This is a genomic window from Paenarthrobacter sp. YJN-5 (assembly GCF_015040095.1).
In the GTDB taxonomy this organism is placed as follows: domain Bacteria; phylum Actinomycetota; class Actinomycetes; order Actinomycetales; family Micrococcaceae; genus Arthrobacter; species Arthrobacter ureafaciens.
Genome location: NZ_CP053544.1, coordinates 319,288 through 344,006 on the forward strand (window position 1 = coordinate 319,288; position 24,719 = coordinate 344,006).

The window sequence follows — 24,719 nt, forward strand, 5'->3', positions numbered from 1 at the left end:
GGCGCTCGGTCTACTCCTCGCGAGCATGGCCCCAACAACCTAAAAACCCCTGAGATAGCAACGAATCCCGACCATTATCACCTAGGCGAGCCCGGTTTCCCGCCGGGCAACATCGGCACCCGAACCAAGTAGTCGTCAGTCAAAAACCCGAGTACTCGCCGCGCGAACAAACGTATTCCTGAACCATCGTTCAGGCGAAAAACAGGCGTACATCCGAGTGTGGCACCGCATGGGAAGCAACCTGAACTATTGGGGACATCGCTTCATCCGGGCAAAGGAACCGGATGGTGGGGGTTGCGACGCGGCTCCCCGGACTGCAGATGAACCAAGGAGCCAAATCATGCGCAAGCTTTCCAAGAAGAGCCGTATCACCGCTGCCGTTGCAGGTGTTGCCCTGGTCGCCGTCGGCGGCGGTGCGGCATACGCCTACTGGACCACGACGGGCTCCGGCAACGGCACCGCCACAAACTCGGCCGGCGGAGGCACCGTAACACTCTTCGCGACGTTCGACGGCGGCCTCGCGCCGGGCAACCAGGTAGACGTCGCCTACACCGCGACCAACTCGATGACCCCGAGCACTAAGGTCGGTGAGCTGACTCCTACTGTTTCCACTGACAAGGCTGGCTGCCTTCCCGGATGGTTCACGGCCACCGCAGAAACGTCCAACACCCTTGTAGCTGCGGGTGCTACCTCGTCCGTCGGCAGCGGCACCCTGACCTTCAACGACAGCGCAACCGAGAACCAGGACGCCTGCAAGGGCGCAGTAGTGACGGTCAGCGTCACCAGCAAGTAGCGGCCTCAGGTCGGGGACTGACCAACGACGGCGGTCCCCGGCCAGTTGCCTGCCCCCAGTTCCGCAACACCCGGCCCGTCCGAAAAGAGCTTCTTCCATGGACCCCACGCAAGAGCGCCGCAGGGCATTCCTCCGAGGTGGAATGCCGCTCCGCGCCGTGATCCTCGCCGTGCTGGTGGCACTCGTACCGGTCACCGCCTTGGCAGCTGGCAACGGACAGTCAAACGGACAAGGCACCCCGGGCAAGGAAGCCAAGGGCATCGCGGTGACCTTGTCGCCGTCGAGCCGGAGCACGGACCAAGGGCTGGCTGTCACCTACACGGCGGCCGCGACCTCCAAGGGAGGCTTCGCTGGTCCGGTGACGTTCGGCGTCGTGGGCTTGCCGGCAGGAGCAACAGCCGCGTGGTCGCCGTCGTCGGTCAACCTCACGTCCGGCAGCACCGCCCAGGCGACGTTGACCGTAACCACCGCACCCAGTACTCCGGCGGGCAAGACCGACTTCACCATCACCGGGACCGGCGGAGGTATGCAATCCATGGCGTCGGCGCAGTTGAATGTCCAGGAGGTCAAGCGGAACTTCGGCGTAACGGGCACAGTGAACGGTCCGCTGGCTCCGGGGACTTCCCAGCCAATTGAGCTGCAGATTTCAAACCCCATCGGCAAGAGCATCGCTGTGAGCAATTTGTCGGTCGCGATCAGTCAGGTGGTTCGTACCCCGCAGGCTGTGGCGGCGAACCTGCCGTGCACCACGGCGGATTACGCGCTGACCCAGTTCAGCGGCACGTATCCGTTCACGGCGCCGGCCGGCTCCAGCAGCCTTTCCGGGTTGGGCATACCCCAAAGCAAGTGGCCGCAGATCAGGATGCTGGACACGCAGTTGCTTCAGGACGGTTGCAAAGGCGCCACCCTCCACTTCACGTACTCGGGGATGGGACAGGGAAACTGACATGGACATCTCCCGCATACACCGGATTCGCCAGGGCAAACCAGCCCGTCCAGGCAGGCTCGCCCGTACGGCAGCCGCCACCACCGCCCTCTGCCTTCTGGGCGGCGTCGGTTCGGCTTATGCCTACTGGACCTCAGTCGGTTTGGGCAGTGGATCGGCGACCAACGGCACCATGAAGACCGTCACGGTGGACGCACTCGTCCCGGGCGATACCCTGCAAACCAGCCTCGTGCCTGGCGGATCGGCCGACGTCGTCCTCCGCATCACCAACCCGAACCCGCACGGCGTCGCTGTCCACAGCGTGACCGCCAACGGGCCCATAGGCGCCGACGCCGCGCATCCCGGCTGCACCCCAACAGGTGTGACGTTCACGCCGGCCCAAATGACGTCTACGGCAATCGCTGCGAACACTTCCGTGCTTCTCACCCTGCCGGGCGCTGCAAGCATGAGCACGGCATCACCCTCCGCCTGCCAAGGCGCGCAATTCACCATCCCCGTCACGCTGGAGGTGCGGAAGTGAACCGGCATCGTCGTTCCGGCCGAGTCAGCATGGGCGGCTGGAACCGCCTTCTCGTGGTGGCCTTGGGCATTCTTTTGGTTTCCTGGAGCGGCCCTGCGGCAAGCGCATTCTGGAGCTCGGTCAGCAGCAACGGCGCTGCGGCCAAGTCCGACGCGCTGGCGCAGGGCTCAAAGCCGTCCACCAGCGTGACCGGCACCAACGTGTCGGTCACCTGGGCGGCCAGTACGACGGCGGCAGGCAGGTCCGTGACCGGCTACAGCATTGCGCGCTATGGCGCTGCGAGCGGCGGAACCCGTGTGCCTGCCACAGGTGCGTGCGCCGGGACTGTCACGTCCTTGGCTTGCGTGGAGGCGAATGTTCCCGCCGGGACTTGGTACTACACCGTCACGCCCATGCTTGCCCTGTGGCAGGGGCCGGAGAGTGCGAGGAGTGCGGGAACGACCCCAGTCACGGACACTACTCCTCCGGCCGCGCCAAAGATAACGGCGCCCTCGGCCATCAATTCGCTCAACGATAATGGAGTTCAGATCAGCGGTACGGCTGAGGCCAATTCCTCAATCACACTGACGGTGAGCGGTTCGGGGTCGGAGCCCATCACACGTACCTTCACCACCAACAGCGCGGGCAGCTGGACAGCTCCGGCATTGGACCTTCGGCAGTTCGCTGATGGAATCATCACCTATTCGGCACGGGCCACCGACGCGGCCGGCAATATAAGTGCACCAGGAACAGCGTCAACAACGAAGGATTCCACACCTCCGAGAGTCGTCAACGTTCAACTGTTCAACGGTTCCAGTGGCGTAGCGGGCCTGATCGAGAAGGGTGACTACGTCGAGATCACGTTCTCGAAGCAATTGAAGGCCAGCACGCTATGCAGCACTTGGACCAGTAACACCGCAAAGCAGACACTCAGCGGCAATGGTCAAGTGACAGCGAGAGTTAGTCCGGATGACGTCTTAACGGTGAGTACAACGGCATGCACACTCCAATTGGGGGCAGTCGCTCTCGGAAAAGACTACGCAACGACGGCCGCCCTGGCTTTCTCAGGGAATGGCTCGGGAAGCGGAAACGTGACGGTACTGTCATGGGACCCGGCTGAGCTGAAGCTAACCCTCACACTAGGTGCCCGTTCGGGAACTCCTAACTCTGTACAGCTAGATCCAGCCGCTGCCACTTTTGTCCCAGCCTCGGGATTGACGGATGTGGCGGGCAATCCAGTCGAATCGGGTCCAGCCACTTGGGCGGCGTCCAGCTTCTAGGGTGCGTTGCCAAGCCTGGCTCCCGATCAGGCAGAGCCGAGAGTCAGCAAATGGGTAATAGTTTACGCATAGCTAGACGTCATGGGTAAACTATTACCCATGGGACGTCGGGAACTAGGTCTTACCCGCGCGGCCGAGGACGCGCTTGTCGTGCTAGGGCAGCAAATACGGATGGCACGCGTTGCGCGAGGGATGACGGCCGAACATCTCGCCGGCACTGCAGGGATTACCCGGAAAACTCTGGCGGCCATCGAGCGCGGAAACGCCGCGAGTAGTATCGGCAACGTGTTCAACGTTGCATCGATCGTTGGGGTCCACCTGTTCGGGGTCGATGACCCTAGTGAACTCATTGCACTCCGTCGACGAGGCGAAGAACGGCTCGCCCTTCTTCCCGCACGTGTCCACAAGAAGCGAAAGGACGACGACGTTGGCCTCGACTTCTGACGTCAATGTGAGGGTGTTGCTCCGGCGCCGGGCCCCCGGATCAAGCGCAACATCCGTGACTACGCCCACTATCCGCCTGCCTAACGCAAGGGTGACCAACCGCCCGGGCGTAACCTAGGAAGCGGACGCCAGTGCCGCCGTCGTACGTTTGATCCTGCGACGAAAGGCGAGCCGCTCCTTGAAGGCTGTAGCGGAAATGTTCACGATGGGCCCGTCGAACAAGGACCATCACCCGGCCATCCGTTGCGCTGTAGGCGTGTTCGTCCCCCTCATTACGCTGACGCTGCTGGGGCGGCTGGACTTGGCCGTGTTCGCGTCGTTCGGTGCGTTCACCGGCATCTATGGGCGCAATGAGCCGCATAGCGTGCGCTTCCGTAGCCAACTCCGGGCCGGAAGCTTCATGCTTTTGGTCATCCTTTTCGCCACCCTGACGGCCCGGGTCGCGCAGACTCTGGGGGTCGATGGAGCCGCGTATTCGTGGCTCCTGACAGCAGCGACCACCTTGGTTGCCGGCCTCTGCTCCGTTGTGGTGGCAGCTTGGCGGCTCCGCCCCGGCGGCTCTCTCTTTCACATCTTCGCCTTCGCCGCGATTGCCTCCATCCCCGCGCAGCCGCTGCTATGGGAAGCGATGCTTGTGGCCGTGCTGACCACGCTCCTTAGCCTGCTGATCGGCATGTCGTCCCGCATCCTCAGGAGCCATCGAACTCCATGGAAGCGGCCGCCCCGCATCCGTCACACTGCTCTGGAACGCCGCGCGATCTGGCTCGAAGGCGGCGGCTACCTGGTGGCCGCGGGACTCGCCGGAACCATTGCCACTTTGGTAGGGGAGAGGCTCGGTTTTGGCCACAGTTACTGGGCGATGGTTGCGGCCGTCGTTCCATTGGTGGGGCACTCGACGCGCCACAGGATCAGCCGGGGTTTCCAGAGAATCGCCGGCACAGTGATCGGCTTGCTGCTCATGGCCGCCATCCTCTGGCTGAATCCGGCGCCGTGGGCGATGGTCCTGGTGATTGCCGCATGCCAGTTCGGCGCCGAACTTTTCATCGCGCGGCAATATTTTGTGGCGCAGGTCTTCGTCACACCGTTGGCGTTGATCGCCACTCTCTTGGCGGCCCCGGTGGATCCGGGCCTGCTCCTGCGGGACCGAATCGTGGAGACGGTGATCGGCGCCGTCATTGGCGTAGCCGTCGTGGTGGCCCCGGCGGCCTGGCGGCGGTTGCGCTCGTAGCGCCACCAGATCGGCAGCACGCCTGAGGTCTGCTGGGCGCACCCGACCCGAACCTGCATGTTCGTCATTTCATAAGTTTCCTTAGTAGTACCATAGTACTTAGACAGCCAAGCTACTCGTCTAACGAAGGAATGGTCCATGACTGCGGATGTCGTGAAGGAAGGATATTGGTACGGCAACGAAACTGTTGCCGTCGAAGTCCTGAATGCCCTGCGGGATTATCGTTCAGCTGAGGCCGCCATGCGTCGGCGAACCCGCTCCTCCATGGGCATGGGCGAAACGGATCTTCTGGCTTTGCGCTACCTCCTGGAATACGAGCGCGCGGGCAGGATGGTCGGACCCAAGGAACTCGCCACGCGGCTGGGGATCACCTCCGCCTCCATGACCAGCCTGGTGGACCGCATGGTGAAGTCGGGTCACGTCGTGCGCGAACCGCACCCGACTGATCGTCGCGCCTTGGTACTGAGGCCGACGTCGGACTCTGACGAGGAGGTTCGCAAGACTCTCAGCGGCATGCACCGGCGAATGATGGACGTCGCGGCGTCCCTCAGTCGTGGCGAGGCCGTTGTGGTGGTCGACTTCCTGAAGCGAATGCGGGAAGCGATCGATGGGATTGACCAACATTGACCACCCGGCTGGACTTAAGTAGTAAGTACACATATAACTAGATATCCAAGATACTTATTCGAGATTGTGGGAGATGACATGACAGTCGTTGCAAGGGAGGAAGCTCCCGCAAACGAAATGTCCTGCGAAAGCGGGTTCCGGATGGACATTGAGGCCACGGATCCCGTGAACGGTGTCTCCAAATGACAGCCATCATTCCTGCAGCCGGTCCTCTGGGATCGGGCACCCTGCCGTCGAGCCTGCATCACGAAGCGATGGGCTCGAATGTGCCGGTGGCAAGCGGTCATGACAGCTTGCTGGGTGGCCGGTACAGCCTGGGACGATGGCTTGGAGGTGGCTCCGAGGCCCACGTCTACGAGGCTTTGGACGCCCGTGCAGGTTCGTTGGTGGCCGTGAAGGTCTTCCGCGAAACGGGCCGGGTCCGTGGTGGAGCTTTCGAACGCGAACTCGAAATCCACAAGAGGTTGCGGAACAAGAACATTGTGCGTCTCCGGGATTCGGGCAGCCTCATAGCCGACGGCGAGCCCCACCACTATGTGGTGATGGACTTGGTGAACGGGCAGGACCTGCGCGCCGTCCTCCGGGAAGCGCCCGCAGGCTCCGGCACGACGGCTGCTTGGATGACCGATATTGCAAACGCCCTGGCGTACCTGCACCGACGCGGGATTGTGCACAACGACGTCAAGCCCGGCAACATCATGGTCCCGGGCCACGCTGGAACTGGTCCCGCCATGCTGACTGATTTCGGTGTCGCGATCAGTCCGGCGCACACGGCAAGGAGTTCGTCCTCCGGGACGCCCCACTACATGAGTCCCGAGGCAGTGTGCGGAGAAGTTCCCACCGCTGCGAGTGACATTTATTCCCTGGGATTGGTGACCCTTGAGTGCCTCACGGGCACCAAGGCATTCCCGGGCCCTCCGCTGGAGTCCATGGTTGCCAGGACTCTCAGCGAACCCCGAGTTCCCGGCACGGTTCGGCGGCGCTGGTCCATGGCATTGCATGCCATGACAGACCCCGATCCGGCCGGTAGGCCGTCTGCCAAGCAAGTCGCCGGCATGTTCCGGCGGCTCCGCTGGCAAGGCTAAACCAAGGTCCTCCCGGGCGCACACGTGGACGCCGGGAAGGACCAAAGCACTAGAGAAAGAAGAAAAATGGGAATCTTTGGATGGATCATTCTGGGCCTGATCGCCGGTGCCATTGCCAAGGCCATCAAGCCTGGCAAGCAGGGCGGCGGTATTCTTGCGACTCTCCTGCTCGGAATCGTTGGTGCCGTCCTCGGCGGATGGATCGGCAGCGTCCTGTTCAACGTGGGCATCAACGAGTTCTGGTCGCTTTCCACGTGGTTGCTCGCTATCGGCGGTGCACTGATCGTCCTCATCATCTGGGGACTGCTCACCCGCAAGCGGGCCTAGCGTCCTGAGCCTGAAGGTCCCGCGCCGTCTGTTTACGCAGACGGGGCGGGGCCTTTTGCATGCCCGGGGGCTTCCGGGAAGGTCTCGGTCGCCGGTCACAATCCGCGCGCAAGATCACGCCCCGCCCACCCTGTTTACGCTGCTTCTGAAAAGCACCTTCAAGACGCCAAGGGCAGCCATGACCTTCTCTTCAGCAGCTACTGCCGCTACGCCTCCCATTCGGGAACAGCGGAGCGAACTCTCTGCCGCCGGCACAGCTCTTGGAGCCCTCGGCATGGCCGCTGTGGTGGGCGTCTTTGCCGCCCTCCTCCACGTGCTGTCGGAGGTTTCGCCCCGCATCGGCCCGGTTTTCGAAGGGTGGTCCGGCAGCGTCCACGGTTCGCCTCTGGATGCCGTGCGCTGGTTCTTCGGCGACATGACCGAGCCACTGTTCTTCAAGTCCGATCTGGCCGCAGCAGGTCTTCTGACCGGCGCCGTCATCGCATGGTGGGCAGGCCGCCGTCGGAAGCGCTGGGCAGGGGAGCTGAGCTACGGCACGGGCCTGTGGCCCTGGGTCTTCGCATCGGCCGCGCTGAGCCTCGCCTTGTCCAACGCAGCCTTCGGGTGGATGCTCGACGGCGGATGGCAGCCGACGTTCGTTCCTTTCGTTTGCGTCGCACCCGCCATGGTTCTGGTGTACGGGGGCGGCTGGCGGTCGTGCCTGACCGGAGCGGTGCTCGGCGCCGCCACCACGACTCCGCTTGCCCTCTTGCTGATCCCCACGGTCTCGGCCCCGCTGGGGCTTCCGGCAGTGGTGGCCAACGTCCTGGCGATGGCTTTGGGTTCTGCGGTGTCGTTCGCCGCCGCGCGGAAGCTTCCGTGGCTGGCTCCGCGAGCCGTGGAACTCCGCACGCTGGAGCCGGCAACGCAAACCGGCCATCCGACGTCGGGCCCTACCTGGAAGAGCGACACCTTCTGGGCCGCACGGCGCGTCCTGAAAGACTTCACGGAAACCCACTTCTTTGCCAACGAACTCGCCAGTGCGGGCGTGATCCTGGGTGTGGGCGCAGCGTTCGCCTTGAACCCGGGCCTGCCCTCCTACGGTTCGAACCTGCTTCCCGGGATCCTCTTTGCGCAGGCGCTGACGTCTGCGTTCGGCGTCGTGCTGTGGCGGGAGTGGTTCCGCGACGGCGGTTGGGCAGCTACGTACGCGTCAGTGGTGTCCGTCGCCCCGGCGGCAGTGCTGGCCTTCAACGGTTCATGGACATCCATCATCGGCGGGGCGCTGCTGGGGGCCTTAGTGGCGCCGCCCGTTGCGCGCGGCATCGCCACGCGACTGCCTGCCGGTTACCACCCGGTCATTGCCAACACCGCCGCCATGGCAATATCGACGGCGGTTGCGTTGCCGGTTCTGGGGTTGCTGCCGCACTGATTGTTTTTGGGAGCGGAGGGCCTACCCCAGGCGTGCCGGTTGCGGCCAAACGGCTGGATGGCGTTCATGGCCGTGTCCCAATCCGTTTCCACCAGGCGGCCGTTTTCGCGGATCAGCGGTTTGGTGAGACGGTCTTTGTTGGACACCCCCTGCCAGCTCGCGAAGAGTCCCTTCGGCCCCAGCCTGCCCTTGTTGATCACGTCCGCTTCCGGCCGCGGATGCCCACCATGACGCCGCCCTTAACGGCAATATCGCAACCGCAGCCGTTGCTGCACAGCACGTCCGCGGACTGGACTGTCTGGCTGTTCCATACCTACAGGATTATCAGCATGCTTATGTTCCGTCCAGATGCCCCGCCCGCCGGCCCAACTGGGTCGCAGTAGTGCGCGTTTTCAGCGCTGAAAACGCGCACAAATGCGACCCAGCGTGTGAGCGCCGCTGGCGCGCCGTGGGGCCGGGAAAGTGTACGGGGTGGCTCGCCAGGGCTCTGGCGGACTCTGGCCTTCCGGGTAGATCATTGGGCTGTCCGTCTCGGTGAACGCCGACCCAACTTGGTGCCGCGAGTCCGTGACCCAGCGTGGTGTGGAGGACCTCCACGGGAACCGTGGATTGTTGCCCTTGAGCACGAGTATTAGATTCCTGAATATTCCCAGTCCTCCCCGAGACAGACACTGTCATCACCGTCAAACAGTGTTGGAGGGAAGAAGATGGACATCGTTAATGAACGGGCCGCGGGGATGGATATCTCCAAACGCGACGCGAAGGTCTGCGTGCGGATCCCAGGCGCCAGGGCCGGGACCTACACCTCAAAGGTCACGACCTGGGGCGCGACCACGCATCAGATCTTGGAACTGCGGGAGTTCCTCGAACGCGAACATGTCACCGTGGTGGTGATGGAAGCGACCAGCGACTACTGGAAACCGTTCTTCTACCTGCTCGAAGAAACCCTGCCCGTGATGCTCGTCAACGCCAAAGCTGCCCGGAACATCCCTGGACGCAAAACCGATGTCTCCGACGCCGCCTGGCTGGCCCAACTGGCCGCGCACGGGCTCCTGCGGGCCTCGTTCGTGCCGCCCGAACCCATCCGCGAGCTACGGGACCTGACCCGGGCGCGCGCCATCGCGACCCGCGACCGGGCCCGGGAGATCCTCAGGTTGGAGAAGTTCCTTGAAAGCTCCGGAATCAAACTTTCCTCCGTCGTTTCGGACCTGACCGGAGTCTCCTCCCGGGACATGCTCGAAGCCCTCATCAACGGTGAACGGAACCCCGAAGTCCTGGCCGGAATGGCCCGCGGAATGCTGCGTTCGAAAATCCCGGCCCTCGTCGACGCCCTGACCGGCCGGTTCAAACCACACCATGCCTTCATGGCCAGGCTGCACCTGGACCAGATCGACGCCCACACCCGAACCATCGATACCCTCACGACACGGATCGAGGAGGCGATGGAACCCTTTCGTGACGCCAGGGAAGCCCTGGCCACCATCCCCGGAGTCTCCCACCGCGTCGCCGAAGTGATCATCGCCGAAACCGGGGCGGACATGGCAGTCTTCCAAACCCCGGGCCGGCTCGCGTCCTGGGCAGGGGTCTGTCCCAGCGCCAACGAATCCGCCGGACACATCAAATCCAGCCACATCATGCCCGGGAACAAATACCTCAAAGCAGCGCTCGGCACCGCGGCCATGTCCGCCACACGATCCAAAAACACCTACCTCGCCGCGAAATACCGGCGCATCACAACCCGCGCCGGACGCAACAAAGCCCTCGTCGCCGTCGAACATTCGATCCTCACCGCAGCCTGGCACATGCTCAGCACCGGAGAAATCTACAACGACCCCGGCGCCGACCACTACACCCGCATCAACCCGACCAAAGCCAAGAACCGCGCCATAAAACAACTCAACAACCTCGGCTACGACGTCACCATCACCCCGGTCACCGCCGCCTAACCCACCACTACTTTCGTATTAGTTGGGTGCTTGGGTGCGGGGGTGGGTGAGGGGAGGGGCGGGGAGGGACGGGGATTTCCTGAGCCAGACTTGAGCATTTCCTCAGGAAAGCCTGAGCCGCCTGTCCCACACTTCTAAAGAGGCGGTCACCGAAGCCATGGAAGGAGGGCCGGGCCCATGGGCAACAGCATGAGTGGACCCGCCCCCGATGGCAACGGTTCCGGCCCGCCCCTGAATGCCGCTGTGATGCAGCCCGCAGCGGCATTGCAACTCCCCACTGGAACGCATGAAACCGGCCCGGCGCACCTCTACATGGGCACGCTGCGGGCGCTGGCTGAAGAACTGGGCGACGCCGCTCACGTGCTGCGCTTCCTCTCCACCTACCTGTCCATGCTGCCAATGCGGATGGAACGGATCGACGTCGGGTTGGCCGCGGCCGAAGCCGAGCCCAGCCTCGAAGCGGTCCTGAGCCTGAAGATTTCCTCGTCGATGGTGGGCGCCCGCGTTACCGAACGCCACTGCAGGGCCATGGAAAAGCTGATCCGCAAAGACCGCCTCAGCGACGCGATCCAAGCCCTTCCAGCCCTCCGGCAGGTGACCGATCAGTGCTATGCCGCACGCCCGCACCTGCTGGACAGTGCTGCGGAAGCGCTGCTCCGCCGCGGCGGACCATAAAGCACAGGCCCCGCGAACCCTCTGGGATTCAGGTTCGCGGGGCCTGTAAGTCTCCGTGCCGGCGGCTACCGTTCTCCCGCCGGCACGGCTTTCTTGTCCGAGTGGATGTGCGTGGGGACAACAAGCAGTGCTACGAGCGCGAGGAGGCCTGCCGCGGCAAACACGTAGAATCCGGCAGGGTAGGCGATATTGACGGCTACCAAGGTGCCGGTCACGGCCGGGCCAACAATGGCGCCCAGGCGGCCGACGCCCGCAGCGAACCCGAGGCCCGTGCCGCGGAGGTGGGCCGGGAACAGCTGGCTCACCCACGCATAGACCAGTACCTGCGAACTGAAGACGAACACGCCGGTAACGAACACGGCTGCATTGAGCAGGAATTCGTTCTGGATCTTGACGCTCAGGATGGCCAGGAGAACACCGGACAAGCCGAACCACAGCAGCACGATCCGCTTTGTCCCATGCTTGTCGGCCAGGACACCTGCCAGGAACAGCCCGGCAACGGCCCCAAGGTTCAGCACAAGCAGCAGCGTCAGGCCGGTGCTGACCGGATAGCCGGCTGCGGCCATCAACTGCGGCAGCCATGTGTTGAGGCCGTAAACCAGCAGCAGTCCCATGAACGACGCGATGCCGATTCCCACGGCGACCACGGGGTAGGGCTTGCGCAGAAGGTCGCGGAAGCCGGTCTTGGGTTCTTCGGTTGAACGCCCGACGGCGGCAGGGGCCTTGGCAGCGTCGGTGGACGGAGCGGGGGCTGCTTGGGGGAGGGACTCGGGCAGTTTGGCCCACAGGAACGGCAGCAGTACCAGGCCGGCCGCGCCGCCAATGATGAACATGAGGCGCCAGTTGGGAATGATGAGGATGGCTAGCAAGGCGGTGGCCACGGCGCCCACGTGGTAGCCGGTCATGGTGCGCGTGGTGGACTTGCCCGCTGATCCCGCCGGGGCGTAGTCGTTCATGTACGCCAAGGCTGCGGGGAGGCATGCTCCCAGGCCCAGTCCTGCCAGGAGGCGCAGGGCGGAGAACACTGCAACGTTGGGGGCGAACGCCACCGCCAAGGTGAAGAGGGAGAAACCTGCCACGCAAGCGATCAGTAGTTTGCGGCGCCCGAACTTGTCCGAGAGCGGGGCAATGAAGAGCGCCCCCAGGCCCACGCCGACCAGGGAGATGGTGGCTGCGAATGTGGCGCCGACAGCGTCGAAGCCAAGCTCGCCGGTCTTGATGAGCGTGGGAATGACCGTGCCCAGGACCACGAGGTCGAATCCGTCCAGGACCATGGCGAGCCAACAGAGCCACACAGGCCATTGTGAGCGGCGGGCAGATGTCATCGTCGGCATAGCGTCCTCGGTACATGATGGGTCGGGTCCCGACCGTCAGAATGATCGGTTGGTTATGAGATTTGTATCACCGGGAGCTGTTACGTGACGCACGTTTTACCATTGAATGGAAGGCGGCCATGGCGGATGCCGCTGACTTTGGGAGGAAAATGGCCAACTCGGCGTCGGGCGATTCGGTGGTGGACCGCGTGGTCCGGGTCATCGCTGCCTTCCCTGAAGGAGTCACGACGCTCCAGCTGGCGGAGGTGGCGGAGCGGGCATCCTTGCCGCTGTCCTCGGCGCACCGGCTGGTCCGGCAACTGGCCGATCATGGCCTGTTGGACCTGGGCCCCGGCGGAACAGTCCGCCTGGGGTTGAGGCTGTGGGAGCTGGTGAACCGGAATTCGCCAACGCTCGCGCTGCGTCAGGCGGCGATGCCTTTCATGGAGGACATTCAGCAGGTCCTGAACCAGAACGTGAACCTGGCTGTGCTGGAAGGGTGGGAGGCACTCTTTGTTGAGCGCCTCTCCAGGCGTGGCTCGGTAACGAACAGGGCGCAGGTCGCCGGCCGCATGCCGGTCCATATTTCCTCGGCGGGCCTCGCTTTGATGGCCCACCAGCCCCGCGAACTGCAGGCGGAGTACCTCCGCCAATTCGAGGACCCCTCCGGAAAGGTGACTTCCGCCGTCGTGCGTCACCTCCTGGCGGAAAGCGCCAGGCAGGGCTATGCCCAACTGGCGGGCGTCGTTGATCCGGACACGTGGGGCATCGCGGTCCCGGTGATGAACGGCAAGCGCCGGGCCGTCGCTGCTTTGGGCGTGGTGGTGCCTCTTGCGGAGGTGCGCCTCCAGGCGCTGGTACCGGCGCTTCAGACGGCGGCCCGGGGCATTAGCCGACGCCTTGAAGATTGACGAAGTTCCGTTCAACGGAATTCGTGTAACGCCTGTCACCCGCCCCGGTCCACACTGTTGGGAGACTCACCCCGGATCGCCGGGAACGCAACGGAGCGAGGAAAATCATGGCACGCACCACCATCACCACCCAAGTCGCCATCATGGGCGCCGGACCCGCAGGGCTCATGCTCTCCCACCTGCTGGCAAAGCAGGGCATCGAATCGGTAGTGGTGGAAATCCGCAGCCGCAGGGAGATCGAGGAAACGGTACGCGCCGGAATCCTGGAGCACGGAACCGTCAACCTGTTGGTTGACTCCGGAGTGTCGGATCGGGTGCTGCGCGAGGGCGACCGCCACGACGGCATTGAGCTGCGATTCAACGGCGAAAGCCACCGGATCAACTTCAAGGAGCTCGTTGGGGAGTCGGTGTGGCTCTACCCGCAGACCGACGTCTTCATGGACCTCGCTGCCCGCCGCGAGGCCGACGGCGGCGACGTCCGGTACAGCGTCACGGATACCTCCGTGTCCGACCTCGAGGGCAAGCCGAAAGTCTGGTTCACCGATTCGGAGGGCCAGGAGTTCGAAATCCAGGCCGACTTCCTGGTGGGTGCCGACGGCTCGCGCAGCCACTGCCGCTTCCAGATCCCGGAAGCCAACCGCAAATGGTTCTTCCACGAGTACCCTTTTGCGTGGTTCGGGATTCTCGCCGAAGCCCCGCGCAGCTCGGACGAACTGATCTATGCCAACTCGGAGCACGGATTCGCGCTCATCTCGCAGCGCACGGAAACCGTCCAGCGCATGTACTTCCAGTGCGACCCCAAAGAAAACGTGGCCGACTGGGACGACGAGCGTATCTGGTCCGAATTCCGCAAGCGCGTCAACGGCAACGGCTTTGAGCTCAAGGAAGGCCCTGTCCTGGACAAGATGGTCCTGCCTTTCCGCAGCTTCGTGCACACCCCCATGCGCTACGGCAACCTGTTCCTGGCCGGCGACGCCGCGCACACCGTTCCGCCGACCGGTGCCAAGGGCCTCAACCTGGCCATCAACGACGTCAAGGTGCTCTTTGAAGGCCTCGATTCCTTCTACTCGAAGGGTTCTTCGGCCCTGCTGGATTCCTACAGCGACCGGGCGCTCGACAGGGTTTGGAAGGCCCAGCACTTCTCCTACTGGATGACCTCGATGCTGCACACCGTCCCTGGCGCCGACGACTTTGATCGCGCCCGCCAGCTTGGTGAACTCCGCTCGGTGGTCTCCTCCGAACACGGAAAGGCATACCTCGCCGAGTCCTACTCCGGGTGGCCGGAAGCCCGCTAGGCCCGGTACCCGTGGTGTCGCTGCGGGGCTGACAGTGGGACGATGTCCCTATGGATGACCAGGAGAAGTCCAGCCCCGCCGCGCCTTCGGAGGAACGCGGCTACGGTACTGGTGACGACGTCGGTTCGCCCACCACCCAGCAGATGCGGGCCGTCGGCCAGCGCCGGCGTGATGCGGAGCGGAAGCTGGATCAGCACCTTGAGGAGGCCAGGCACAAGGCCGAACTCCCGGATCCTGACGAGCAGAAGACCGAGAGCTGACGCTGCGCCATCAGTCCGGAGTTACTTCTTTCCCTTGGACGGTTCGGGGTTCCTGGGCATTGACTCCTGCTTGCCGTGCTTCCGTTCCGTGAACGGAGTGTCGCTGTCGTGGGCCTGGCCGTGGTGTAGCTGCAAGGCCGAGTGGATGAGCGGGAAGTGGCTGAACGCTTGCGGGGTGTTTCCCAAGTGCCGCTGGGTCCGCGGGTCCCATTCTTCGCTCAGCAGGCCGACGTCGTTGCGCAGGTCCAGGAGCCGTTCGAACATCTGCGTTGCCTCGTCCTTCCGATCGATGCCCAGCAAGGCATCCACCATCCAGAACGAGCACGCCAGGAACACGCCTTCGTGGCCTTCCAAACCGTCGTGCCCGGATTCCGTCCTGTAGCGCAGCACCAGGCCGTCCTCGGTGAGCCGTTCCTGGATCGCCTTCACAGTTCCCGCAACCCGGGGATGGTTGTGCGGCAGGAACCCCACACGGGGAATGAGAAGCAGGCTCGCATCCAGTTCCGTGCTGCCGTAAGACTGCACGAACGTGTTCAGCTCCTGATTGAAGCCATCGGTCATGACTTCCTTGTGGATGGTGGACCTGAGCGCGGCCCAGCGGTCAGCGGGGCCGGGCAGCCCGGACTTCCTGACGCCCTTGACCATGCGGTCGGCGGCCACCCATGCCATGACCTTCGAATGCGTGAAGTGGCGGCGCGGGCCCCGCATCTCCCATAACCCGTTATCCGGCTGGTCCCAGGCTCCTTCGAGGAATTCCATCAAGGCGATCTGGATATCCCAGGAACTGTCCCCCGATCCCGCCGGGGAGGCTGCCCTGGTGAGGGCCAGGCCATCCAGGACCTCGCCCCAGACGTCCAGCTGCAGCTGCGGTGCCGCGGCATTGCCGATGCGAACGGGGGCTGAACCTTCGTAACCGGGCAGCCAAGGCAGGTCGAATTCGGGAAGCCGCCTGGCGCCGTCGAGCCCGTAGACAATCTGGAGGTCCGCTGGGTCCCCGGCCACCGCGCGGAGCAGCCAGTCCCGCCATGCTGCCGCTTCTTCCGTGTACCCGGCGGCCAGCAGTGACTGCAACGTCAGGGAAGCGTCGCGCAGCCAGCAGTAGCGGTAGTCCCAGTTCCGGGAGCCGCCCAGCTGTTCGGGAAGGGACGTGGTTGCAGCGGCCACGATCCCGCCCGTCGGTGCATATGTGAGCGCTTTCAAGGTAATCAGCGAGCGCTCCACGGGTTCCTTGTATTTGCCCGTGATCTCGCTCCGGTCGATCCAGTCACGCCAGAACGAACAGGTGGTGTCCAGGGCCCGGGAGGGATTGATCCGGCGGGGCTCGGGTTCGTGGCTTGGCGCCCACCGCAGCACAAAAGGAATCCGTTCCCCGGCCCGGACGGTGAACTCGCTGACGGTTCGCTTGTCGTGGCCTCGAAGCGGGGCATGCGTGGTGAGGTAGGCCGAATCCGGGCCCGCTACGGCGCTGATTCCCTGGCCATGCCTCCGCACCCAGGGCACCACGCGTCCGTAGTCGAAGCGGAGCACGAGTTCCATGGTCATGGCCACTTCGCCGCTGAGGCCCTCGACAATCCGGACCAGGTCCACGGCGTCGTCGCGCACCGGCATGAAGTCGGTGACCCGGACGCTGCCGCCGTCCACATCCCATTCCGTTTCCAGGATCAGCGTGTCTTCGCGGTACCGGCGGCGCGTGCAGTTGCCGTCACTGCCGGGGGCCGGGTTGGCGGGGGCCAGGAGCCACCGGCCGGCGTCACTGTCCGCCAGCAGGGCGGCGAAGCAGGCCGGCGAGTCGAACCGGGGCAGGCACATCCAATCGATGGAGCCGTTGCGGCCCACCAAGGCGGCCGTATGGAGGTCTCCGATCAGTGCGTAATCCTCGATCTTCGGCATAGGGCGGCTCCTTGCTTTCCCGGGGACAGGACTTAGCCTGACCGTACCCGCTTGCCGGGAACAGGGCGAGTGCGGCGGACCGTTCGCCTGGTCCGGCACGGCGTTATTGCGTGGGACAAAGAAGGACACAAAACCCTAGCCGTCAGCGGAATTGATCAGTACTCTGACTATATCCAACGGTTGGGATTACCCCCTGTGCCCGACCGGACGCGGAAGGAGCACGTCATGAGAATAGGTTCTTCCATTGCATTGATCGCCATAGGAGCCATCCTGGCCTTCGCCCTGGCCCCGGGGCTGATTCCCTTCATGGACCAGGTGTTGATCGGCTACATCCTGATGGTGGTGGGCGTGCTGGGCCTCATCATTTCCATCATCATGTCCAACCGGACACGCCACACGGTGGTGGAACGGCGCACGGCCCCGGAGACCATCGTGGAGCGGCGCCCGGAAGTCTGACCTCGCCGAAGGTCAACAGCGCACGACGGCGGCAGCCCCGCCGTCGTGCGCTGTGACCGTTAGGCTGCTCTTTATGGAGAAGACATTCGAATTCGAACGCGTGAATGAGGACGAGTACTTGGTGCGCTGGGCCTCGGAGGGGCAGACCGGCGAATCGGTGGTCCGGGTAAATCCGGATTTCCTTACCGAGGTGGGCCTGGGCGATTTCGAGCAGCAGGCCGTAGTTGAGGAGACCGCCGAACTGCTGGCCGAGCGGCAACCGGTCATTGACTTCCCCCTCACGGTCGACCTGGAAGAGATCGCCGCCGCATACGAGGATTTCGCCGAACAGCTGCGCACCCGCCTCGCAGCCAAGTAGCCCGCGTTCTCAGCCAGTGGGGGTGTCGTACCTCAGCTGTCCGTCCAGTACCCGGCTGCCGGACGTGACCGCGTGATCCACCAGCTTTGGCCCTGGCATGAGGTGCCGTACATGAACCCCGTCCAGCAGGGTGCAGTGATCTGAGATGAGGCGCCTGTGACAGCGCCACCACACTGTCTCGCTGCACATGATGGCGGTACGCTGCCGGTCGGCTTCTGCCAGGAGTTGCTTCAGGGCTGCCTCGAATTCCGGCGTCCGCATGTAGCCGGCGTAAGCGCGGAAGGAATCGTTGCGGAGCGAGGTGTCCGGAGAGTCCGATAGGAGTTTGCGGAAGCCGCCCAGTTCCTTCTCCCAGCGGTACGCGATGCCTGCCTCCGGGAGCCAGGCCTCCATCGAATCCTTACCAAAGTGCGGATGCTTCCGGCTGCCCGGACCGATCCGCACATCAACCAGCGACTCCACCTCCGCCCACCGCAGAAGCTCGACGAAGTCGGCTTGGGGTGTGGTGCCGTGGCCTACGGTGAAGAGCTGCATACCTGCCATTAAATACAGTGACCATCAAGGTTGCTGGCTCCTGCGGCCATCACCATTAGACGTGGACGTCGAACTCCCAGGGTGCCCTGCCGGTTGATTGGCATGCACCCTTGCGGACGGCCTCCGGTGCCCGGTCGAGCCTGCTCGCGTGCACCACCAGTCCGGGTATCTGAAGGACGTTGAGTTCGAACCATCCATCGGCGGCCAGCGTCACGATGGCCGTGAGTGTCCGGATGGCGCTGTCGGGCCGCACCTCATCAAGAGGCGGGGCTTGGCTCCCGTAGGAAGCGGCATGCTTATCTGCACGGGAATCGGCCAGAAGGGGTGCCAAGGAGACCTCCAGCGCACTGGACTTTGGACGGCCAACTTCTTGACTGGCACGAGCATATAAAAACCTGCATGGCCTATGTCAATAACCTGGGGGTCTATTTCGCGGAGGAAATCAGCTTTCCACCACTTCGACGAGGCGCTCGCCGTTGTAGTAGTCCAGCTGCCAGCCGTCCACGGCGTGGTGGTGGGCCAGGTTCAAGACAGCGTTGTGGACACTGTCCAGCTTCCGGCCGATCGCACGGCTAAGGGTCAGTCGGATCAATGTCCCATGGCTGACCACCAACACGCGCTGCCCGGCGAATTCCTCGGCTAGATCGTTCAGTGCGTCAATTCCGCGGGCTGCCGCATCGTCATCGCTTTCACCCCCGCGGAATCCTCCCGGGATCCGCAATGCTTCGAGTTCCGGCCCGGCCTGAAGCCCTTCTGCGGGGCCAAAGCTGCGTTCGATGAGTTTCGGTACGCGGCGCGCAATGTTCAGTCCAAGCCCCTCTGCGATCAAGTCCGCGGTTTCGGCGGCGCGGCTCAGCGGCGAAGAGACGATGGTGTCCCACTCATAAGCGGACAGCACATTGACGGCGTCCCGGGCCTGCTGTCGCCCCACGTCATTCAGCGGAATATCCGTGGCGCCCTGAAGCCTGCGCTCGGCATTCCAGTCGGTTTGGCCATGGCGTACGAGGGCGAAAGTCGTGAGGGTCATGCGTCCCATTCTGCCCTGAAATCCCGGCGGTCCGCAGTTCGGTGCGCCACACGGATTCATGTGCCGGGTTGCCCCTTCGCCGAGGTAGTAAGTATCCTGATGACTAATCTGGTGAACCGGATGATGCTGTTCAGATGCAGGGTTGCTCGAGCCGCAAGGAATTCGCTCCACACAGCGGACCGCGCGGCTACCGTGAAAGTTTGATCGACGGCGTTACCTGGTAGGTGATGGACATTGAGGGTCCATCGCGCACGGGAACGCCTGAAGGGCGTGACAATTGGTGGGCAAGAGAGACGAGACCGTGGATACCCGCGGCACCGAATCGGCCGAATCAAGTGGCGGCATTGTTGATGACCGTTACGAGTTGGGATCCGTGCTCGGCAGGGGAGCCATGTCCACGGTGTACCGGGCCAAGGATCTTCGGCTTGGCAGGGAAGTTGCCCTTAAGCTGTTCCTCCCGGGCTCCGGCGACGAGTCGTTCAAGCTCCGTCAGCAGACGGAGATGCGGCTCCTGGCAGCGTTCGATCACCCTGGACTGGTTCAGGCGTACGACGCCGGCGTTGACACCCGCAATGATGAAGAACGGGCCTACCTCGTCATGGAGCTCGCCGAAGGCCGCGACCTGAGGGCAGTGCTCAGCGACGCTCCGCTCAGCGTTGAAGACACGGCGGCCATTGGTGCGCGCTTGGCCGGCGCCCTGGCACAGGTGCATGAGCACGGAGTGATCCACCGCGACATCAAACCTGCGAACATTCTGGTTTCGGACGAATCAGGCGACGCGAAGTCGGTGAAATTGGCGGACTTCGGCGTAGCCCTGGTCATGTCGGACAACCGCCTCACCGCCACCGGCTTCACGGTGGGCACCGCGCAGTACCTCAGCCCCGAGCAGGCCCAGGGCCTGCACCTGACCCCGGCCAGCGATATCTACTCTTTGGGCCTGGTGCTGCTGGAATGCCTGACCGGCAAAGCCGAATACCCGGGCACTCCGGTGGAAACCGCGACGGCCCGGCTGCATCGCAGGCCCCAGGTCCCCGAGGACTTACCCGCTCCCGTTATCAGCCTCCTTGAGGCCATGACGGACATGGACCCGGAGCGGCGGCCCTCGGCAGACGCCGTCGAGCAGGCCCTTACCAGCCCGCGACGGTTGTCCGCCATGGCAGCGACCGCTGTCCTGCCGCCCGTCGCTCCGACGACTGCGCCGGTTGCACCCAGGGTGCCGGTTGCCGCGCGGACCCCGCACGTTCCTTCCACCCCGCACGTTCCTTCGGCGCGCCGGGTGGCACGAGTCTCTGCCGCGCGACGTGGGCAGGAAAACCTGAGGCCCGCCAGCAAGCCCAGGAGGAAGCTCCTTGGTGGCGTTGCGGCCGGTGTTGCGGCTATTCCGCTGGCCGTGGTCCTGTTCCTGCAGGGTGGTTCGATTGCCGGTACGTCGGCTGATCCTTCGGGGCCCGCCGATCCGGGAACTTCAACGAATGAACGCCAAACCAGCGTGCCCGTGGAAGCGGCCAACACCACCCCGGACAACACTGTTCCGGCAGCTGTTGTGGTCCCGGTTGCTGAGGAGACCCAGGTTGTCACCGGGCAAGTCCAGCCCGCGCCGGCGAACGTACCGCAAGAACCAGCCCCGGCGCAGGCCCCGGAGGTCAAGAAGGCCCCCGAGTCCACCATGGACGGTCAGGTCATCGCCGAAGTTAAGAGCGGCGGCAAGAACAAGACCAATTCCGGTAAGGGCAAGGAAGGGAAGTAGCAGCCCCCTCTCCTTCCTTGGGTAAGCCGAAGTATCAGCGCAGTTCAGGAGCGGATCGCCTGTTGGCGGGCGGGTAGTTGACTGACGCACTCGCCGGAAATATGAGTACCAACTACTCGTGTGCCGAGTGAAGGTAAGCATATTTACTAATGACGGCAGGACCGCACGGATGCCCGGTTCTCCAGTTCCCCTTGTGGGATGGGGCCGCGGCATGCATCGGGTTCCGCCGGGGGCCCGGGCGGCGTTACCCAGAGACGCTGCCCGGCAACCTCCGGCCCTAAGTCCGGCTCTGACAAGGACGACGGCGGTAGTCGCCGTCGTTGTTTTATGCCTCCGGCCGTCGGCGCGTCAGGAGCCGGCCGGGAAACTGACAATCACCGTGGTACCGCCGCCCGGGGTTTCGCTGAGGGTCAGTTCACCACCGTGCGCTTTTGCGATGCTGCTGCAGGTGGCCAAACCCAGTCCGGTGCCTGCGCCGTCCCCGGGACGGCGCAGGCGAACCAGCGGCTCCAAGACCTTTGCCCGGTCGTCCGGGGCGATGCCCTTGCCGTTGTCCGCAACAAAAACCGTGGCCCCGTGGTAATTCGAGACTCCACTCACCCGGATCCGCAGATCGCGGTCCGGGCGCCGATAGTTCATCGCATTACTCAGGAGGTTTTGGAGCATCGTGCGCAATTGTCCGGGATCGGCGTAGACCGCAGCGTCTTCCATCTCCAGGATGCCGCGGTGGTCAATGCCCAAATCACGGGCGACGTCCCAGGCAACGTCGGAGAGCCGGGTATATGCGGGGTGGATTCCGCCGCCCACCCGCGAATAACTGAGCACGTCCTCAAGCATCGCAAGCATGCGTTGGCCGCTGGCCCCGATCCTTTCAAGGTACTTTGCGGCCGAACCGGCGGATTGGATCAGGGGGTCGTCTTCCACCAGTTCCACGTAACCAAGGATGGTGGTCAGCGGTATGCGGAGGTCGTGGCTGACGCGGCCGGCGAAGCTTGCCAGCTTGGCATTGCTCTCCTTCAACTCGGCATAGGCCCGGTCCAGCTGGGTGGTCCGGTGCTGCAACTCCAGAAGTTCCACCACCTGCTTTGCCAGCACGTCCAGGATGCGCAGTTGATCCGGGGTCAGGTCCCGGGGTTCTTCGGAGAAGACACAGAGAGTGCCGGGCACAAAGCCGGATTCCGTCTCGAGCGGAATGGATGCGTAGAACCGCACCGCACCGATGTCGCCGGTGACGAAGGGATTGTCCGTGAACCGTTCATCCTGCCTCGCGTCGGGAACAACGGTCCTCTCCCGCGAGTGGAAGACCTTCGCGCACATGGAGTCTTCGCGCGAGCAGATGCGGCGGTCCACACCCCACGCGCCAATCTGGTGCTGGGAGTCCGCGCTGATGATGTTGACTACCCCGAACGGAACACCGCACAGTTCGGTGGCCAGGCGCACCAGGTTTTGGAGGGCGCCGGCCACCGCGGCATTGGGCAGGAGCGGCGAATCGAGGGACGGGTCCAGTCCGTATTCTCGCAGGGTGGTGTCCCTGCCGGCTTCATCGGTGAACGCCAGCTGCCCCTGTGCACCCGTCATCAATACGGCCCCCAAGCTTCTTTAGGATTACCTGCTGATGATACCGAAGAGGCTGCTGAGCTTTCCGGCGGGGGACTGGGTCGGCGGGGGACTGGGTCACGGGACCGAGCAGGATCGGAGAAGCAGGGCCCGCCACCACCGGCATAAGGTGAAACCAACAAACAGGAACCCACGCAGGAGGAGCCATGCCTTACACCGTCGACTTCCAGAACGTCTCCACCGCGGGGCTTGAGTCTTCCCCTGTCGCGGAGGCACTCGCAGGGCTGCGGGCCAACGAAGCGCGGTACTTCAAGAACAAGTACAACCACGTCTTCACCACGGTCCCGGCGGAGGAGTCCCCGGAGATCGTCGACTACGTGAACCGGGTCCTTAAGGAACGGGACCTCGTCATCGAGTCGCGGCCCCTCGAGGTCACGTCCTTTGAGGTGGAAGGCACCCGCTGGACGTACGTGTTCTACCAATCCGGCCTGTCCATCAACGTCCTGTACGGCCTTGAGGAGGGATCCAAGCGGGCTGTTGGCTTCAAGCTTTCCCAAGGCATGGAGATTCCCGCGGAACTGGCCGGCACCTTCAAGTTCGCACGGCAGAAGTCCAAGCTGGCAGGAGAGATCCGGGGCTCGTTCTTTGTGATCAAAGGCGAATACTCCATCTGACTGGCAGCAGGGGTTGTTCCCAGCGCTGGGAGCAACCCCTATTGCCAGTTACATGCCGGGGGTAGCCGTCACTTGGATGCTCGGCGTGGCCCGCACCGCGTTGGTGGTCCGGTCTGCGTCCACCTGGGCTTCGCTTCCGGAATCCAGGATGGTGTTCCGGGTCGATGCTGGAGCTACCAGGACCGTGGTGACCTGCAGTCCTTCCGTGATCTGGCTTGTCAGCAGTGCGTCCACTTGCGCCTCAAAGCAGGACTCACTCGACGTTGCCTGGACATCCTTGGCCACCACGTGGCTGGTGGAGACCATATTGCCTGCCCCCTCGGCGAGCTTGATGATCACGGGAGCCGTGCCGGAGGGCCGAATGTTCTTCGCGTCCACGATCAAGGAGAAGTGGTTCGCGAAGATCGAGTTGTCGTTGCCGTTGACGGTCAGCAATCCGTAATCGTCGTCCAAGCCGTTGTCGATCCCGAAGAAGGGCGTCCAGGGTTCGTGATCGCGGAGGAAGTGGTTGGTGGCCACGAGGTTCTCGGAGCTTCCCTCGGCAAGTATGACCATCCCGGGGTAGAACGAGTGCAGACGGTTGTTCGTGACACTCGAGCGCGTTACCCCGGAAAGGTGGACGCTGCTGGCCCCGCGGGGGAACACATTGTTGGCCGTAATCAGGAGGCCGCCATGGTTCTCCGCGTAGATCGAGTGGCCTTTGAAACCTGCACCGATCAGGTTGTCGGTGATCTTGGATGCCTGTCCCCATCCCCGCAGTTCGATGCAGTTTCCGCATTCGGCAATGAAGTTGTCGTGGATGGAGAGCGCATCAGCTTTGTGGATGGCAAGGGCATGCTCCAGGTAGATGAACCCCATGCCATTGACGCGGAAGGAGTCATTGGCACTGGCAACGTGGATGCCGGTCTTGCCGTTGACGTACGTGTTCTCCGCAGGGAGCGCGGAGCCGTCCGGTAAGAAGTGCAGGCCATCGATGCAGAAGTCGGTGAACTCAACGGAACTGATCCGTGGGCTGCCCTCACGCTTGACGAGGAAAGCGGCCCCCTCTGATTCGTCCGCAGCCTCGCCCGCCGCGAAGTCCATCAGGATCCGGCTGCCCCCGGGCCACAGTTCGTGCAAACCGTGCCATTCTTCCTGCGGCACGTTGAACCGGATGCTCGATGACGTGAAGCCATGCCCTGAACCTTGGATCCTGAGGAAGCTTGTGTCGATCAGTACCTGCGTGCGCAGGCGATAATCACCGGGCGGAAGGTAGATCACCGCACCCGGCTTACCGCCGTCGTTCACGTCCGCGGCGGTTTGCCGCTGCTTGATATCGGCGATGATGCTGTTGATGACTTCTCCGACGTCCTCGAAAGGGTTGCCAACAGGCCACGTGGTGACGTCGTAGTAGTTGTTGCTGGACATGGTGTGAATCCCCTCGGGGTGGTGGGTTG

At 63.7% G+C, this 24,719-nt stretch carries 26 protein-coding genes and 1 pseudogene; 19 read left to right on the plus strand and 8 right to left on the minus strand.

Annotated elements, in window-relative coordinates:
* Positions 1-340 precede the first annotated feature (340 nt).
* The 10 genes from HMI59_RS01470 (at position 341) to HMI59_RS01515 (ending at position 8,640) form a co-directional block, all read left to right on the plus strand.
* Positions 341-793, plus strand: coding sequence for a hypothetical protein (locus tag HMI59_RS01470; protein ID WP_193592579.1), 453 nt, complete (start codon positions 341-343; stop codon positions 791-793).
* 97 nt (positions 794-890) lie between these two features.
* Positions 891-1,739 (plus strand): hypothetical protein, encoded by an 849-nt coding sequence (locus tag HMI59_RS01475; RefSeq protein WP_193592580.1) that lies wholly within the window; start codon positions 891-893, stop codon positions 1,737-1,739.
* A gap of 1 nt (position 1,740) precedes the next feature.
* Complete coding sequence (locus HMI59_RS01480) at positions 1,741-2,259, plus strand: hypothetical protein (protein WP_193592581.1); 519 nt, start codon at positions 1,741-1,743, stop codon at positions 2,257-2,259.
* The gene (locus HMI59_RS01485; RefSeq protein WP_227471500.1) at positions 2,256-3,518 is read left to right on the plus strand and encodes an Ig-like domain-containing protein; all 1,263 of its coding nucleotides are present in this window, start codon (positions 2,256-2,258) and stop codon (positions 3,516-3,518) included. The genes HMI59_RS01480 and HMI59_RS01485 overlap by 4 nt, the downstream gene beginning before the upstream one ends.
* 99 nt (positions 3,519-3,617) lie before the next feature.
* Positions 3,618-3,962, plus strand: a complete 345-nt coding sequence (locus tag HMI59_RS01490) for a helix-turn-helix transcriptional regulator (protein ID WP_193593633.1) — start codon at positions 3,618-3,620, stop codon at positions 3,960-3,962.
* A gap of 178 nt (positions 3,963-4,140) precedes the next feature.
* Positions 4,141-5,190, plus strand: coding sequence for an FUSC family protein (locus HMI59_RS01495; protein WP_166187856.1), 1,050 nt, complete (start codon positions 4,141-4,143; stop codon positions 5,188-5,190).
* A 138-nt stretch (positions 5,191-5,328) separates the two neighbouring features.
* Positions 5,329-5,817, plus strand: coding sequence for a MarR family winged helix-turn-helix transcriptional regulator (locus tag HMI59_RS01500; RefSeq protein ID WP_021472933.1), 489 nt, complete (start codon positions 5,329-5,331; stop codon positions 5,815-5,817).
* Between the two features lie 182 nt (positions 5,818-5,999).
* A complete protein-coding gene (locus tag HMI59_RS01505; protein WP_193592582.1) occupies positions 6,000-6,902 on the plus strand; it encodes a serine/threonine-protein kinase in 903 nt (300 codons plus the stop codon).
* Between the two features lie 66 nt (positions 6,903-6,968).
* A complete protein-coding gene (locus tag HMI59_RS01510; RefSeq protein ID WP_021472936.1) occupies positions 6,969-7,229 on the plus strand; it encodes a GlsB/YeaQ/YmgE family stress response membrane protein in 261 nt (86 codons plus the stop codon).
* A 178-nt stretch (positions 7,230-7,407) separates the two neighbouring features.
* Complete coding sequence (locus tag HMI59_RS01515; RefSeq protein WP_193592583.1) at positions 7,408-8,640, plus strand: hypothetical protein; 1,233 nt, start codon at positions 7,408-7,410, stop codon at positions 8,638-8,640.
* 56 nt (positions 8,641-8,696) lie between these two features.
* Here HMI59_RS01515 and HMI59_RS25595 read toward each other — a convergent pair.
* Positions 8,697-8,935, minus strand: a pseudogene (locus tag HMI59_RS25595) (nitrate reductase); the annotation flags it as partial.
* A 412-nt stretch (positions 8,936-9,347) separates the two neighbouring features.
* On the opposite strand from HMI59_RS25595, the gene HMI59_RS01520 reads away from it, so the two are divergent.
* Both HMI59_RS01520 and HMI59_RS01525 read left to right on the plus strand, forming a co-directional pair.
* Complete coding sequence (locus tag HMI59_RS01520) at positions 9,348-10,586, plus strand: IS110 family transposase (RefSeq protein ID WP_166185223.1); 1,239 nt, start codon at positions 9,348-9,350, stop codon at positions 10,584-10,586.
* A gap of 177 nt (positions 10,587-10,763) precedes the next feature.
* A complete protein-coding gene (locus HMI59_RS01525; RefSeq protein WP_227471501.1) occupies positions 10,764-11,261 on the plus strand; it encodes an Hpt domain-containing protein in 498 nt (165 codons plus the stop codon).
* 65 nt (positions 11,262-11,326) lie between these two features.
* Here HMI59_RS01525 and HMI59_RS01530 read toward each other — a convergent pair whose 3' ends face one another.
* The gene (locus HMI59_RS01530) at positions 11,327-12,595 is read right to left on the minus strand and encodes an aromatic acid/H+ symport family MFS transporter (RefSeq protein ID WP_193592584.1); all 1,269 of its coding nucleotides are present in this window, start codon (positions 12,593-12,595) and stop codon (positions 11,327-11,329) included.
* 149 nt (positions 12,596-12,744) lie between these two features.
* Here HMI59_RS01530 and HMI59_RS01535 point away from each other — a divergent pair, with 149 nt between their 5' ends.
* The 3 genes from HMI59_RS01535 to HMI59_RS01545 all read left to right on the plus strand — a co-directional run bounded on the left by HMI59_RS01535 (position 12,745) and on the right by HMI59_RS01545 (position 15,040).
* The gene (locus tag HMI59_RS01535) at positions 12,745-13,485 is read left to right on the plus strand and encodes an IclR family transcriptional regulator (RefSeq protein WP_193593635.1); all 741 of its coding nucleotides are present in this window, start codon (positions 12,745-12,747) and stop codon (positions 13,483-13,485) included.
* A gap of 107 nt (positions 13,486-13,592) precedes the next feature.
* Positions 13,593-14,780 carry a 4-hydroxybenzoate 3-monooxygenase gene (locus HMI59_RS01540; RefSeq protein ID WP_193592585.1) on the plus strand — a complete coding sequence of 396 codons (1,188 nt, stop codon included), beginning with the start codon at positions 13,593-13,595 and terminating at the stop codon, positions 14,778-14,780.
* A 50-nt stretch (positions 14,781-14,830) separates the two neighbouring features.
* Positions 14,831-15,040 carry a hypothetical protein gene (locus HMI59_RS01545; protein ID WP_166186013.1) on the plus strand — a complete coding sequence of 70 codons (210 nt, stop codon included), beginning with the start codon at positions 14,831-14,833 and terminating at the stop codon, positions 15,038-15,040.
* Positions 15,041-15,061: 21 nt separating this feature from the next.
* Here HMI59_RS01545 and HMI59_RS01550 read toward each other — a convergent pair whose 3' ends face one another.
* Positions 15,062-16,930 (minus strand): glycoside hydrolase family 15 protein, encoded by a 1,869-nt coding sequence (locus tag HMI59_RS01550; RefSeq protein WP_193592586.1) that lies wholly within the window; start codon positions 16,928-16,930, stop codon positions 15,062-15,064.
* A 225-nt stretch (positions 16,931-17,155) separates the two neighbouring features.
* Here HMI59_RS01550 and HMI59_RS01555 point away from each other — a divergent pair, with 225 nt between their 5' ends.
* Complete coding sequence (locus tag HMI59_RS01555) at positions 17,156-17,386, plus strand: DUF6458 family protein (protein WP_021472945.1); 231 nt, start codon at positions 17,156-17,158, stop codon at positions 17,384-17,386.
* 73 nt (positions 17,387-17,459) lie between these two features.
* Entirely contained in the window at positions 17,460-17,744 is a 285-nt protein-coding gene (locus HMI59_RS01560; RefSeq protein ID WP_062098490.1) for a hypothetical protein, read from the plus strand.
* Positions 17,745-17,753: 9 nt separating this feature from the next.
* On the opposite strand, the gene HMI59_RS01565 is transcribed toward HMI59_RS01560, so the two are convergent.
* The 3 genes from HMI59_RS01565 to HMI59_RS01575 form a co-directional block, all read right to left on the minus strand.
* A complete protein-coding gene (locus tag HMI59_RS01565) occupies positions 17,754-18,287 on the minus strand; it encodes a DUF488 family protein (RefSeq protein ID WP_193592587.1) in 534 nt (177 codons plus the stop codon).
* Between the two features lie 46 nt (positions 18,288-18,333).
* Positions 18,334-18,609, minus strand: a complete 276-nt coding sequence (locus HMI59_RS01570) for a hypothetical protein (RefSeq protein ID WP_193592588.1) — start codon at positions 18,607-18,609, stop codon at positions 18,334-18,336.
* A gap of 111 nt (positions 18,610-18,720) precedes the next feature.
* A complete protein-coding gene (locus HMI59_RS01575; RefSeq protein WP_062098484.1) occupies positions 18,721-19,314 on the minus strand; it encodes a histidine phosphatase family protein in 594 nt (197 codons plus the stop codon).
* A 271-nt stretch (positions 19,315-19,585) separates the two neighbouring features.
* Between HMI59_RS01575 and HMI59_RS01580 the strand changes: the two genes are divergently transcribed.
* Complete coding sequence (locus HMI59_RS01580) at positions 19,586-21,052, plus strand: serine/threonine-protein kinase (protein WP_227471502.1); 1,467 nt, start codon at positions 19,586-19,588, stop codon at positions 21,050-21,052.
* 348 nt (positions 21,053-21,400) lie between these two features.
* On the opposite strand, the gene HMI59_RS01585 is transcribed toward HMI59_RS01580, so the two are convergent.
* Positions 21,401-22,630 (minus strand): GAF domain-containing sensor histidine kinase, encoded by a 1,230-nt coding sequence (locus tag HMI59_RS01585; protein WP_193592589.1) that lies wholly within the window; start codon positions 22,628-22,630, stop codon positions 21,401-21,403.
* Positions 22,631-22,815: 185 nt separating this feature from the next.
* On the opposite strand from HMI59_RS01585, the gene HMI59_RS01590 reads away from it, so the two are divergent.
* Entirely contained in the window at positions 22,816-23,283 is a 468-nt protein-coding gene (locus HMI59_RS01590; protein WP_193592590.1) for a phage tail protein, read from the plus strand.
* 48 nt (positions 23,284-23,331) lie between these two features.
* Here the strand turns inward: HMI59_RS01590 and HMI59_RS01595 are convergent, their stop codons facing one another.
* A complete protein-coding gene (locus tag HMI59_RS01595) occupies positions 23,332-24,690 on the minus strand; it encodes a NosD domain-containing protein (RefSeq protein WP_193593637.1) in 1,359 nt (452 codons plus the stop codon).
* Positions 24,691-24,719 lie beyond the last annotated feature (29 nt).